Annotated in this window: 11 protein-coding genes and 1 rRNA gene; 3 read left to right on the forward strand and 9 right to left on the reverse strand. The window is 37.2% G+C overall.

Features of this window, described 5'->3' with window-relative positions:
* A 16S ribosomal RNA gene (locus ABNX05_RS19855) occupies positions 1-65 on the reverse strand; the annotation flags it as partial.
* A gap of 287 nt (positions 66-352) precedes the next feature.
* Positions 353-1,252, reverse strand: a complete 900-nt coding sequence (locus tag ABNX05_RS19860) for a DMT family transporter (RefSeq protein ID WP_079561553.1) — start codon at positions 1,250-1,252, stop codon at positions 353-355.
* A 325-nt stretch (positions 1,253-1,577) separates the two neighbouring features.
* Here ABNX05_RS19860 and ABNX05_RS19865 point away from each other — a divergent pair, with 325 nt between their 5' ends.
* Together ABNX05_RS19865 and ABNX05_RS19870 are read left to right on the forward strand one after the other, a co-directional pair.
* Positions 1,578-2,297, forward strand: coding sequence for an MgtC/SapB family protein (locus ABNX05_RS19865; protein WP_349661294.1), 720 nt, complete (start codon positions 1,578-1,580; stop codon positions 2,295-2,297).
* A gap of 15 nt (positions 2,298-2,312) precedes the next feature.
* A complete protein-coding gene (locus ABNX05_RS19870) occupies positions 2,313-3,308 on the forward strand; it encodes a cation diffusion facilitator family transporter (protein WP_349661295.1) in 996 nt (331 codons plus the stop codon).
* Between the two features lie 173 nt (positions 3,309-3,481).
* On the opposite strand, the gene ABNX05_RS19875 is transcribed toward ABNX05_RS19870, so the two are convergent.
* The 4 genes from ABNX05_RS19875 to pruA form a co-directional block, all read right to left on the reverse strand.
* Complete coding sequence (locus ABNX05_RS19875; RefSeq protein WP_349661296.1) at positions 3,482-4,645, reverse strand: iron-containing alcohol dehydrogenase; 1,164 nt, start codon at positions 4,643-4,645, stop codon at positions 3,482-3,484.
* 291 nt (positions 4,646-4,936) lie between these two features.
* A complete protein-coding gene (locus ABNX05_RS19880; RefSeq protein ID WP_197144309.1) occupies positions 4,937-6,181 on the reverse strand; it encodes a Glu/Leu/Phe/Val family dehydrogenase in 1,245 nt (414 codons plus the stop codon).
* Positions 6,182-6,264: 83 nt separating this feature from the next.
* A complete protein-coding gene (locus tag ABNX05_RS19885) occupies positions 6,265-7,458 on the reverse strand; it encodes an ornithine--oxo-acid transaminase (RefSeq protein WP_349661297.1) in 1,194 nt (397 codons plus the stop codon).
* 301 nt (positions 7,459-7,759) lie between these two features.
* A complete protein-coding gene (gene pruA, locus ABNX05_RS19890; protein ID WP_349661298.1) occupies positions 7,760-9,304 on the reverse strand; it encodes an L-glutamate gamma-semialdehyde dehydrogenase in 1,545 nt (514 codons plus the stop codon).
* 334 nt (positions 9,305-9,638) lie between these two features.
* On the opposite strand from pruA, the gene ABNX05_RS19895 reads away from it, so the two are divergent.
* Complete coding sequence (locus tag ABNX05_RS19895) at positions 9,639-10,949, forward strand: AAA-type ATPase lid domain-containing protein (protein WP_349661299.1); 1,311 nt, start codon at positions 9,639-9,641, stop codon at positions 10,947-10,949.
* A 73-nt stretch (positions 10,950-11,022) separates the two neighbouring features.
* Here ABNX05_RS19895 and yugI read toward each other — a convergent pair whose 3' ends face one another.
* The 3 genes from yugI to ABNX05_RS19910 all read right to left on the reverse strand — a co-directional run bounded on the left by yugI (position 11,023) and on the right by ABNX05_RS19910 (position 13,673).
* On the reverse strand, positions 11,023-11,400 hold the full coding sequence (gene yugI, locus ABNX05_RS19900) for a S1 domain-containing post-transcriptional regulator GSP13 (RefSeq protein WP_349661300.1): 378 nt from the start codon (positions 11,398-11,400) through the stop codon (positions 11,023-11,025).
* Between the two features lie 88 nt (positions 11,401-11,488).
* Entirely contained in the window at positions 11,489-13,132 is a 1,644-nt protein-coding gene (locus ABNX05_RS19905; protein ID WP_349661301.1) for a hypothetical protein, read from the reverse strand.
* Entirely contained in the window at positions 13,125-13,673 is a 549-nt protein-coding gene (locus ABNX05_RS19910; protein WP_349661302.1) for an RNA polymerase sigma factor, read from the reverse strand. The genes ABNX05_RS19905 and ABNX05_RS19910 overlap by 8 nt, the downstream gene beginning before the upstream one ends.
* Between the last annotated feature and the right edge of the window lies 1 nt (position 13,674).

The following is a 13,674-nucleotide window of genomic DNA, read 5'->3' on the forward strand; positions in this document are numbered from 1 at the left end:
TCGACTTGCATGTATTAGGCACGCCGCCAGCGTTCGTCCTGAGCCAGGATCAAACTCTCCATAAAAAGAAATTTGATTAGCTCAAATTGTTTTTGCTGGCATCATGTTTGATGTCCAAAATTTTGTTTCGTTCACCAACTCGAGGTTGGTTACTAAAAACTTTATTGATTACGTTTTGCTTGTTCAGTTTTCAAGGTTCATTTTGTCGCTGTTGTTTTCAGCAACTTTATCATCATAACTCATCTACAACAAGAAGTCAACAACTTTTTTTAAAATCTTTTTTCAAATCTTTTTTTAAAGTCGTCCTTCTTGTTAAGGACAAGTAATAATATATAATATAGCAATTTAAAAATCAAGCTTTTTTTGAAAAAAGTTTAAAAATCTTTTTCTCATCGACCACAAACAATAGAATTCCTACTATAACAATTAATCCACCAATAATTTGTGTAGCTATTAAATACTCTTTAAAAATGAAAAGAGCTAAAATGGCCGCGCCAATTGGTTCAAATAATATCGCAATAGAGACTACATTTGTACTAACGTATTTGATAGACCAATTAAATAGTGTATGACCCAATAAATTAGGCACGATCGCTAATAAAATAAACCATATCCAGTCCATAGTTGGATAAGGACCAAACGATTCACCTTTAATAAGAACATAGATAAATAACGTAATTGTACTAACAGCATAAACAAGCATGGTATATGTCACAAGAGATAACCGCTTACGTACATCTTGTCCAAATAAAAAGTAAGCAGTAACGAGTGCACACGCAATAAGTGCAAGCATGTCTCCATAAAATGCAGTACCGCTAAGTTTAAAATCTCCCCAACTTATTAAAATACTACCAACAATAGCAATCGCGCCTGCAAGTATTGTTTTTAGAGTAATGCTCTCTTTGAAGAAAAAATATGTACCTACAAATGCAAACAACGGCTGTAGTGTAACCAAAACTGTAGAACTTGCTACAGAAGTGTAATTGAGTGATTCAAACCACAAAATAAAATGGAACGCTAAAAATATGCCTGCAACTGAAGAAAATAGCCAATCTCGTCTTCTTAATTGTTTTACTTCATTAGTGTACTTCCAAAAAAACAGAGGAGCCATTATTAATACCGAAAACAACATCCGGTAAAACGCAATAACCCCTGCCTCTGCATTTGCTAACTTTACAAATATCGCAGATAAGGATACAGAAATAACACCTATAAATATAGGAATGTATGGGTGAATTTTTGGTTTCTCCATTAAATCCAACCTCCAATCATTTTTACCGGACATAAATACGTCTGGATACGACTTTGTGCTATCCATGATATCTACTTGAGACTTTAACTTATACCAGCATCTATTTAATCACCTATAACGTCGGAGACTTTCTGTAGCTACTTTCGATACCGAGACCGTTTGTAGCTGACGTTTCACTTTCGCCACATAAAACAATTGCTGAAAGAAACAAAAAATACTTATACATCATTCCTATCGTGATGTACAATACAAAAAAGTAATGTACATATAATAATGACACCTTGCATATCTCTTAGCAATACGAAATATCTGTGGAGGGTTGCGTATGGAAACCTTATTTGGAAATATGATTACATATGAAGTTGGCATAAAATTAGTAATTGCAGCCACATTAAGTTTAGTAATCGGCATCGAAAGGGAATTAAAAAAGAAGCCTGTAGGATTAAAAACGAGCTTAGTCATCGCCACTTTTAGCTGTTTATTAACTATAATTTCGATCGAGACCGCCTACTCAACACCCCCAAGGTCAGATATCAATATTACAATGGATCCTCTACGCTTGGCTGCCCAAGTTGTTAGTGGAATTGGATTTCTTGGAGCAGGTGTTATTTTAAGGCGCGGGAATGATAGTATCTCAGGTTTAACAACCGCTGCAATGATTTGGGGAGCTGCTGGGATAGGGATTGCAGTCGGTGCAGGATTTTATATGGATGCTACTTTAGCTGTTATTATCATTGTTTTCGGCATTGAGGTTTTATCGCCGTTTCTAATGAAAATAGGGCCAAAAAGAATTCGTATGCGAGAGATATCATTGAAAGTTCAGATTAAAAATGATGAAAAAAGTGAGTCCTTTCTAGAATTTCTAAAGGAAAACAATATTATTATCGAAAACATACGCATTCAAGATGTTCCAAATAATAATAATATTTTTCACGAATTAGATTTACGTTTATCATTAATAGTATCTGATAACTTACTGTCATTTTATCGTTCATTACGAGCACTACCCTATATAGAAAAAATTGAAATGGAAATTTTAAACTAGTTGGAGGATTCTTTCGTGGGAGAACTATTAAAACTATTAAAAAACGGGAATAAACCATCTTTGTTGGCAGCAGTTGTCAATGCCTTTTTAGGAATTATTAAAGGCATCGCCTTCTTCTTTACAGGTAATGTTGCCATGTTTGCAGAAATGATGCACTCACTAGGGGATGCAGCAAACCAATTATTTGTTTATATCGGCTCAGCACTTTCGAAAAAAGCACCGACAAAACAATTTCCTGGAGGCTTTGGCCGAATTGTAAATTTAGTTTGTCTTTTTGCTGTTATAATCGTGGCAATCCTTTCTTATGAAACTGTAAAAGAAGGCTGGCATCATTTTATACACCCAGCTGGAGAATCTAAAGGAATGCTCATTGCACTTGGCGTATTATTGATCGGTATTGTTTTAGAAGGATCAGTTCTTGCGAAAGCTGCTGTTGAAATACTACATGAGACCGGGCAAGAAAAAGTGGGAATACTAACAGCTATCCCTAAAGCTTTCCCTTATTTAAATCGCGCAAAACCAGCAACAAAATTAGTGTTTATGGAAGACTTAGTCGCTACAGGTGGTAACGTGTTAGCCTTCGCTGCTATTTTAATAGCGCACTTTACAGGTTGGGCAAATATAGAAGGGCTCGTTTCGATGATTATCGGCTTTATGATGTTCTATGTAGTAGCAAAAGTTTTCCTTGATAATGCACGAGGCGTTATTGGCGAAACAGACGAAGAAATGCTAAATCATATAGCTCATCTTGTTATGGATGACCCAAATATCAAAGATATTGTTCGTTTAGAGGTCGTTAAAGAAGGTGAATTTTTACACGTGGAATTAGTTGCTGAAGCTGATCCTAACTTATCACTTGCTTTCCTAGATGATGTCCGCGACCATTTAACAGAGGTCATTTTAAGTCAGAAGGGCGTATCAAAAGTGGCCATTCTATATGATGAGGATGACGGAAAACAAAATTGGGTGCATATTGGTGAAAGACCAGATCACCCAACACCCAAACAATAATATCATTATCCAGCATAATTTTTCTAAATAAGATAAATAGCCAATTGCCATGTTTCAGGCAGTTGGCTATTTTTATACAAATGAACGATGTCTCTAAGCAACGTAATGCGACATCAATTTTTTTATAAGGAAGCCTGAACATCAAAACTACGTTGCCTCCTATCCGTTTTCAATTAAAGTGAGTTTTGCAAAATAGCTCGCACATCTTTTTCCTGTAATTTTTTGAAGTTTCCAAATGGCCCATTTTGCATTGCATGTTCTACGATTTGATGGAATTTTGAATCATCGATTTCATAATCTGCAAGGTGACTCGGAGCTCCTATTGAAGTCCAGAATGCCGATAAAAGATCAATTCCTTCGTATGCTACTTCTTCTGGAGTCTTCCCTGCAGCGTCGACACCGAAAACGCGTGTTGCAATACCCGCAAAACGTTCTGGATTCACAGGTACACTTAGACGCATCCAATGTGGTTGTAATATTGCTAAACCGCCAGCGTGCGGAATATTGTATACTGCAGATACAGCGTGCTCAATATTATGTGACGCCCAATCACCTCGAGAACCAATTGATAAGAATCCATTTAATCCTATTGTTCCAGCTAATAAAATCGTTTCACGCAACTGGACATTCTCTAAATCTTCTATTAATTTAGGAGCTGTAGTAATAACTGTTCGTAATACTCCTTCGCACATTTCATCTGTAATCGGGGTATTCGTCGTGTTATGGAAATATTGCTCAATAACATGCGACATCATATCAACGATACCGTAAACTGTATGATTTTTTGGTACTGACACTGTATACGCTGGATTTAAAATTGAAAATTCCGGGAAAACCGCAGGGCTGCCCCAGCTTAGTTTTTCTTCTGTCTCCGCATTTGTAATGACAGAGCCTGAGTTCATTTCAGAACCTGTTGCTGCTAGCGTTAATACCGTTCCAAGCGGCAAAGCGTCCTGCACAAATACTTTACGCTTTACAATGTCCCAAGCATCGCCATCATATTTTGCCCCAGCGACGATTAACTTAGAACAGTCAATAACGGAACCGCCACCAACAGCTAGAACTAGATCAATTCCTTCTTTTTTACAAAGATCAATACCAAGTCTCGCTGTTTCCACACGTGGATTTGGCTCAACACCACTTAGTTCAAATATTGTTTTATCTGCTTCTTGTAACTTCTCGATGACAGCATTGTAAACACCATTTTTCTTAATACTACCTCCACCATAGACAACCAATACCTTTTTACCTTGCTGCGTTAACTCTTTTGATAGCTTTTCAAGTGCAGTTTCACCAAAATGCAACTTCACCGGATTATAAAATGTAAATGAATCCATTCAATTCGCCCCTTTCTAGTTGGATTTTCTCATATTTCTGTTAATGAACGCAAAGATTTAAAACCAAAATATTAGCTCCAATTTGTCACTTCAAACGTTCTAACTGTCTGTCCCCCTATTAGCCTCTCAAGCTAACTTATCGAATGACTTCATATAAGATGTCGAAGGTTTCATAATATGTACGTTCTCCAAATACGACCTAAGCAGAACCTCTTTCTCATGCAAAAAAGGAACGCATACAAAAAAACGAGTCATCCAATTAAGAATGACTCGACTTTCATATTATATTGATTAAACCCATCCACGGAAGCGTGAAGCTTCTGCAGTGCGGCGAACACCTACCATATAAGCTGCTAAACGCATGTTAATGTTACGTGTTGTCGCTGTTGTATAAACGTTTTCAAACGCATCAACCATTTTTTTGTATAGACGTTCTTCAACTTCTTCTTCTGTCCAGTAATAACCTTGGTTATTTTGTACCCATTCGAAGTAAGAAACTGTTACACCACCAGCAGATGCTAATACGTCTGGTACAAGTAGAATACCACGATCAGTTAAAATTCTAGTTGCTTCAGCTGTTGTTGGACCGTTCGCTGCTTCTACTACGATGTTTGCTTTAATGTTGTTTGCATTGTCCGCAGTAATTTGGTTTTCGATAGCAGCTGGCACTAGAATATCACAATCAAGCTCTAATAATTCTTTGTTTGAAATTGTGTTTTCAAATAATGTTGTTACAGTACCGAAGCTATCACGACGATCTAATAAATAGTCGATATCTAAACCTTCTGGATCATGAAGTGCACCATAAGCATCAGAAATACCGATTACTTTTGCACCTAAATCATGCATGAATTTCGCAAGGAAGCTACCTGCGTTACCGAAGCCTTGAATAACAACGCGTGCGCCTTTAATATCAATGCCACGTTTTTTCGCTGCTTCTTGAATAACGATTGTTACGCCTTGTGCAGTTGCACGGTCACGACCTTGAGAACCACCAAGTACTAGTGGCTTACCTGTAATGAAACCTGGTGAGTTGAATTCATCCATACGGCTGTATTCATCCATCATCCAAGCCATAATTTGTGCATTTGTAAATACGTCTGGCGCAGGAATATCTTTTGTTGGTCCTACGATTTGACTAACTGCACGAACATATCCACGGCTTAATTTTTCAATTTCATCCATAGACATTTGACGAGGGTCACAGATGACACCGCCCTTACCGCCGCCATAAGGCAGATCCACGATACCACATTTCAATGTCATCCACATTGAAAGCGCTTTAACTTCTTCCTCAGATACGGCCGGATGGAAACGAACCCCACCTTTAGTTGGTCCTACAGCATCATTATGTTGTGCACGGTAACCAGTAAATACTTTTGTTGTACCATCATCCATTTTCACAGGAATACGCACTTGGAGCATGCGAAGCGGTTCTTTTAACAATTCATACATTGCTTCGTCATAGCCAAGTCTATTTAGAGCCTCTTGAATGACTTCTTGAGTTGATGTGAACAGATTTAAGTTTTCAGACATTATTAAATCGCCTCTTTGTTTTTATAATGATAGTATATCGGCATCATTGTAACATACTTCCGAATTGAAATGTGAACATTTTGTTAAAGATTAAAAACTTTTTCAATTTGTTCGATTGACCAATCTAAATCTTCTTGAGAAATAACAAGTGGTGGCGCAAATCGAATAACAGTATCATGTGTTTCTTTACATAATAGACCTAATTCTTTAAGCTTTTCACAATACGGACGTGCTGCCTCTGTTAATTCCATTCCGATAAATAAACCACGACCACGAACATCTTTAATAACTGGGTTATTAATATCTCTTAATTTCCCTTTAAAGTATTCACCAAGTTGATGTGAACGCTCTGCTAATTTTTCATCTAGTAATACTTTAATTGAAGCAATAGATACAGCACATCCTAAAGGATTACCGCCGAAAGTTGAACCGTGTGATCCTGGATTGAAAACTCCTAAAATTTCACGATTTGCAGCTACACAAGAAATTGGGAATACACCGCCACCTAAAGCTTTCCCTAGAATGTACATATCAGGTTCTACTTCTTCCCAATCACATGCGAACATTTTACCTGTACGTGCTAAACCAGCTTGGATTTCATCTGCAATGAATAAAACATTGTTTTCACGGCATAGCTCACGAGCAGCTTTTAAGAAACCTTCTGGAGGAATAACGATTCCTGCTTCACCTTGGATTGGTTCAATTAAAAACGCTGCTGTGTTAGGAGTAATGGCAGCTTTTAATGCTTCTAGATTACCGTAATCGACTAACTTAACATTCGGTAACATTGGACCGAAGCCACGACGATATTCTTCGTCAGATGATAGAGATACAGCAAGCATTGTACGACCATGGAAGTTACCATTACATGCAATAATTTCAGCTTTTCCATCTTCTACACCTTTTATATCATATGCCCAACGACGAGCCGCTTTAAATGCAGTTTCTACCGCTTCTGCACCTGTATTCATCGGTAATACCATCTGTTTATTCGTTAATTCACCAACAAGCTCATACCATTCACCAAGGTTTTCACTATAAAACGCACGAGAAGTTAATGTTACTTTATCAGCTTGTTCCTTTAACGCAGCGATAATTTTCGGATGACGATGACCCTGGTTTACAGCAGAGTATGCGGATAGCATATCTAAGTATTTATTACCTTCCGGATCTTTTACCCAAGCACCCTCAGCCTCTGAGATAACGATCGGTAGCGGGTGATAGTTTGCAGCACCAAAATTTTGAGTTTGTTCAATAACTAGTTTTGTTTTTGTCATATAGTATTCTCTCCTTACTTTCATGATGAAAAATCTATGGAAGACTATGTTTTTCTATAAGTAAATTTAATAGGACAATTCCGCATTTTCTGAATATAAAAAAACAAGAATCTGCCTAGCTACTCCTAGATAAGCCGCTATACCATTATCGTCTGCGGTTCTTGCTCAGCCTACTTTATTAGGAGGAGTTTTGCAGATTCTCTTATTAGCCCCGGCCCCGGTCAGATTCAGTTTTGCGCTTACACAAAACCGAATCCGTGACATACACCGAGGGCTATACTTCTTCAGTTTGCTAAAGAAGTTATAGCATTTCTGAAGTTGTTTTTGCTTGCATGTGAAGTTGTAGATAGTCAGGGCCACCTGCTTTTGAGTCTGTACCTGACATGTTGAAGCCACCGAATGGTTGGTAACCTACGATTGCACCTGTACAACCACGGTTGAAGTATAAGTTACCTACATGGAAATCTTCACGAGCCTTTTCTAAGTTCATACGATTATTTGTAATAACCGCACCAGTTAAACCGTATTCAGTATCGTTTGCAATATCGATTGCTTGATCGAAATCTTTAGCCTTTGCGATTGCTACAACAGGACCAAAAATTTCTTCTTTCATAACACGTGCAGAAGGATCTACGTCTGCAAATACTGTTGGTTGGATGAAGTAACCAACTGAATCATCAGCTGTACCACCTGCAACAAGGCGACCTTCTCCTTTACCAATTTCAATGTATTCTGTTACTTTATTGAATGCCGCTTGGTCAATTACTGTTGCCATGAAGTTTTTGAAGTCTGTTGGATCACCAACTGTTAACGTGTTAGTAAGCTCAATTACACGATTAACAACTGTGTCATATACATCTTCAACGATAATAGCACGAGAACATGCTGAACATTTTTGACCAGAGAAGCCGAATGCTGATTTTACGATAGATTGTGCTGCAAGCTCTAAATCTGCTTCTTTATCAACAACGATTGTGTCTTTACCGCCCATTTCAGCGATAACACGTTTAATCCAAATTTGACCATCATTTAAAACAGATGCACGTTGATTAATACGTAAGCCTACATCACGAGATCCAGTGAAGCTAATGAAGCGCGTTTTCGGATGATCCACTAAGTAGTCACCTACTTCTGCACCAGAACCTGGTACAAAGTTCACAGCACCTGCTGGAAGTCCAGCTTGCTCTAACACTTCGATAAATTTATAAGCAACTACAGGAGTTGTTGAAGCTGGTTTTAATAATACAGTGTTACCTGTTACTAAAGCAGCAACTGTAGTCCCTGCCATAATTGCGAATGGGAAGTTCCATGGCGAAATAACAATACCAATACCTAGTGGAATATAGTCATAACGGTTATATTCACCAGGACGGCTCTCTACAGGTTGACCTTCTTTAATACGTAGCATTTGACGGCCATAGTATTCTAAGAAATCAATTGCTTCTGCAGTATCTGCATCAGCTTCAGCCCACGGTTTACCCGCTTCTTTTGTTAAAAGTGCAGAGAATTCATGTTTACGACGACGGATAATTGCCGCTGCTTTGAATAGTACGTCTGCACGAATAGCTGGATCTACTTTTTTCCAAGTTTTAAAAGTTTCGTCTGCAGCTTGCATCGCTTTTTCAGCTAGTTCTTTGTTTGCTTTTGATACGCGACCAATTACTTCTGTTTTCTTTGCAGGGTTATATGAAACGATTTTATCTTCTGTCGTAATACGTTCGCCACCGATAATAAGTGGGTAGTCTTGACCTAAATAACTTTCGACTTTATTTAATGCTTCTAAATATGCGTTGTAATTTGCCTCTTGAGTAAAATCTGTGAATGGTTCGTGTTTGTATGAAATCATACTAAATCCTCCCTCGTGAGATGTGTTTTAACTTTTTTCAGCCGAAGTCTCCCACCTAAGGTGGTGAGATCAATGCTAGTTTTAAGTTGCTTTTCAGCGGGTGTCCAAACGCCCGCTGAAAGAAGTTAAAGCCTCCGGCGGATGTCACGGAATTCGGAATGGAGTTCTTTGTGCAAGCACAAAGCCGAATCCGGACGCAATTATGCCGAGGCATAATTGATACGTGCAAAAACGTTGACGCAAAATATCTTTGCGTTTAGAATATTCTTACACTTATTATAATGCAAAATTTCGTTGCATATTTCAAGTAAAAAATTTTTGAGGTGCACATTTTATGAAAAATTCCGAACCTTTACTCCCTTTTTATGAGTTTATCGCAACAAATGTAACTGTTGGTATACATGCTGTAGACCTTTCTGGCAAAACAATTATTTATAATACGAAGATGAAAGAAATTGAGGGATTTCATTTTGATGAATTAGCCGATCGTTCTGTTATTGAGATGTTTTCTTTCCGCCAGCATGAAAGTACTTTAATGCGTGTGTTACAAACAGGTAAAAAAGAAGTTAATGTAAAACAAACATACTGGAATAAAAATGGTCATGAAATAACAACGATTAACGATACTTTTCCACTATATGTTGAAAATAAACTAATTGGAGCTATCGAGTTTGCTCGGGACATTACATCACTCGAAAAGCTAGTTTATCAGCCTCTTCGTCGATATGGTGAACCTTTAACATTCGATATGATAACAGCTGTTTCTGATTCGATGCGACAAGTTATCGCAAATGCCAAGAAAGCAGCAGCTGTGAAATTGCCAGTATTATTAATTGGTGAATCAGGTACAGGAAAAGATTTAGTAGCAGAAGGTATACATCATGCAGCTTCGACTGACCCTGAAGCATTTGTAACTCTAGTGAGTCGTCGCTCTGCTCAATCTGTTTTAGATAAATTACAGGAGCTCTTACAGGATGACAAGCCATACACTTTTTTCTTTGAACGCATTGATTTTTTAAGTCTAGATATTCAAGAGCAACTATTAGAGGTATTACAGTCTCTTCCACAGTCAAAATACATGCTCATTGGCAGTGTAGGAAGTGATCCCATTACTTTAATCGCAGAAGATAAACTGTCAAAATCACTGTATTATTTCTTTGCAACGATGGCCATTTCCATTCCTAATTTAACAGATCGAAAAGAAGATATTCTTCCATTCGTAGATGATTACTTTAACCGCCATCAAGAACGATTTGCTTCAAATGTCACGGAATTATCACCTGATGTACAGGATTTATTTTTGCAATATGATTGGCCAGGAAATTTAAAGGAGCTTGAGCTGTTACTAGATGAAACGGTGTCATTTATGACTACTGAATCAACAGTTACCTCAGATTTATTACCAATGCATTTCCGCTTCAAAGTACAGCAGCAAGGCGTATCTAATCACGAGCCGGAATTTTTTATGTTCCAGCAACAGAATGATGTTATGCCGCTCGATGCTTATTTACGTGAAGCCGAATCCTATTATGTGCAAAACGTCTTAAATTTATATGAAGGCAATATTACAAAGGCCGCTACTGCACTTGGCATGAGTCGTCAAAACCTACAGTACCGAATTCGAAAAATAAAAAATTCGCTATAATTAAATACTAAAAAACGAGGATACCTTCATATTTGAAAGCACCCTCGTTTTTTCATCTCGCATTAATAGACAGTTATTGTCCTGACTGCTCGATCCAGTCTTGTAATTTATCTTTTAAGGAATTAAAACCATTCGCATCCGATTCATCTACACGGTCCTGCAATGATTTACGTGGTGGCGCATCTTTTTTACGCAATGTAGCCGGGCGCTCCTGCAAAGCACGAATCGATAAACTAATTTTTTCAGCATCTTCATCGATTTCAAGTATCTTCACTTCTACCTCTTGCCCAACTGACAAAAATTCACTAACGTCCTTTACAAAGCCGTACGTAATTTCGGAAATATGTACAAGGCCTTGTGTATCTTCATCAAGCGCAACAAATGCACCGTACGGCTGTATACCTGTAACTTTTCCGTTCAACACGTCTCCTAATTCATATTTTTTTTCCATAAACTTTGCCCACTTTCTTTTTGTTTGCTACGTATATATCACCATAAATTATAACATACGTAAATAAGTGGGGCAAAAAATCATCCCATCAATCAGCGATCCCTGATATGCGATAATTACCTTCTTTGTTTTTCGATAATTTAATAAAAATTTGTCTACCGTACATATCCTGATACTCTCCTGAAACACGAACAGCAACCATTGGATAAATACCATCATATTCCCCTAATTGACTAAAAATATCCAAACTTTTAACTTTGTCTAACACACTTGTATTAATATTTGCTTCAGGCATTAATATAGCTTTTTTTAAAGATTCATCCCCTATAGTTTTTGCATATAAAAAAAGAGAAACCAAATTCAATGGTCGTAGTTGATCGATAAATGTTTCAGTATCACTTTTTTTATACTGCTCATATATACTCTTTATCTCTGATTCATCAATACTTACAATAGTAAAATCACTATTATTAACAAATCCTTCCGTTTCTTGATTTTGCAATATCATTGTCCAAATATCGTAGACTGTTAACTGAGCTAAAGTATCTGAGTGATTGTTCTGTAGTAGCTCAATCAAAATTGTTGAAGCAGTTTTTTTCATAACTTCCCCGTACTTCCCATCAGCTACTTTTTGTAAGAAATTCATATAATCTTGATGTGGTTTCCCATCTTTTGTTAAAGCAGGATAGGTTTCCGTTCCTTTCAACAATACCAACCATGTATTTTTATAGCTTTGTCTTAGAACCTCATAAGTAGATGAACCTGAGTTTATATCCGCTAGTAACGAGCGCTCCATTATTTTCAAAGATTTAGCCGTTTCTTCCCGCGTATACCTTAAATCATCTGCTAATAATAAATGCCCCTTTTCTAAATACTCGAAGTAACCAAAAATATCAGGATGTAATTGCTGAATAGAATCCTGTGCAAATTCACCATTAATCGGATTAGCCTTAAAATAAAACGAACCTTGATCATCTACTTTCAGTTCCATAAATTGATTGTTCGCAGCTTCAATAATTGCATTTAAATCTGATGGATATTGATTGTTATCCACTTCCTTCTTTGAGAGAGGTTCATATTGCACAAGAAGATTACTATAAAAACCTTCAAGTTCCAGGACCGTTTTTTCATATAAGTGATAAATCTCAAATGATTCATCAAAAGATAATTTTTCCCGTCCATTAATAGCTTCTAAAGCTCTCCTAGGTGTCATCAATTCATTAAGAACACTTTCTTCTGCATTTTCTAAATACTGGTTATCATTAATGAGTAAATGTAAATTGTTTCTTGTGTAAAAGTCTAACTTAGCATCAGCATTTTTAATAAATTCAAAGGCATTTAGTTCATCAATAGAAACTTTTAACTCTCTTCTTATTTGTTCTTTTTTACTATTATACTTTTTAGTAATATTCTCGACCCATTTTTTAGTTCCAGCTTCCTGTGTCTCTTCCTGAGAAAGATCATCTTCACTATTTGCGTTTTCTGATTGATTAATCACATACGACGAAACGAGAACACCTACTAAAAGTACACTTGCCATGCATGCTATCCAGACTGCCGGCTTTTGCCATCTTGAAGGGGGCTTTTTTGTTATTACTGTTTCTTGCGATTGTTGTGTTGCATCTTCTGCCTCAATTTGTGCGAAAACGGTTTCTGGATCTAACTTTTGTTCCATGCGATCATAGGATTTTTTTAGAAGCTCCATTCGTTTTTCAAACTGTTTATCATCCATTTTCAACACTCCCCTCCTGCATGATCACCGCTTTGAGCTTTTCCTTTGCACGTAATATACGAACTTTGACTGTTGATAACGAAATATTTAGTACCTCTGCTATCTCCTCATACTTTAATTCATGGAAGTAAAATAATATAAGTGGATAACGATATTTTTCATCGAGTTCATTAATAGCATTATGTAATAGCCTATCCTCTTCAAAATTAAGGACATGCTTTTCTGCTGAAGATGCGGGTATTTGTTGCTGTGCACTTAGTCTTTCTTCCTTTGCTTGCTCTCGTTGTTCTTTGCGATAATAATCACGCGTTGCATTCAATGTGATTTTATAGAGCCATGTCGTAAAACGATCCTGCTTAAATTGATGTAAAAAACGATAGAGCTTCACAAATACCTCCTGTGAAACATCTGCTAAATCATTACTATGTACGCCGCATTGAAAAGCAAACTTTTCAACTGTTCGTTGATGTATTCGGATTAGCTCTATATAGGCGCCTTTGTCTCCTTGCTGAGCCCGTTCTATTAATTCGGTTTCTGTCACA

Source organism: Lysinibacillus zambalensis, from assembly GCF_040183165.1.
GTDB classification, from domain to species: Bacteria; Bacillota; Bacilli; order Bacillales_A; family Planococcaceae; genus Lysinibacillus; species Lysinibacillus zambalensis.

Bases quoted from the DNA above. Each gene is read 5' to 3' on its own strand.
- ABNX05_RS19860 (WP_079561553.1), bottom strand. From the start codon at position 1,252: ATGGAGAAACCAAAAATTCACCCATACATTCCTATATTTATAGGTGTT.
- ABNX05_RS19865 (WP_349661294.1), top strand. From the start codon at position 1,578: ATGGAAACCTTATTTGGAAATATGATTACATATGAAGTTGGCATAAAA.
- ABNX05_RS19875 (WP_349661296.1), bottom strand. From the start codon at position 4,645: ATGGATTCATTTACATTTTATAATCCGGTGAAGTTGCATTTTGGTGAA.
- ABNX05_RS19880 (WP_197144309.1), bottom strand. From the start codon at position 6,181: ATGTCTGAAAACTTAAATCTGTTCACATCAACTCAAGAAGTCATTCAA.
- ABNX05_RS19885 (WP_349661297.1), bottom strand. From the start codon at position 7,458: ATGACAAAAACAAAACTAGTTATTGAACAAACTCAAAATTTTGGTGCT.
- pruA (WP_349661298.1), bottom strand. From the start codon at position 9,304: ATGATTTCATACAAACACGAACCATTCACAGATTTTACTCAAGAGGCA.
- ABNX05_RS19895 (WP_349661299.1), top strand. From the start codon at position 9,639: ATGAAAAATTCCGAACCTTTACTCCCTTTTTATGAGTTTATCGCAACA.
- yugI (WP_349661300.1), bottom strand. From the start codon at position 11,400: ATGGAAAAAAAATATGAATTAGGAGACGTGTTGAACGGAAAAGTTACA.
- ABNX05_RS19905 (WP_349661301.1), bottom strand. From the start codon at position 13,132: ATGGATGATAAACAGTTTGAAAAACGAATGGAGCTTCTAAAAAAATCC.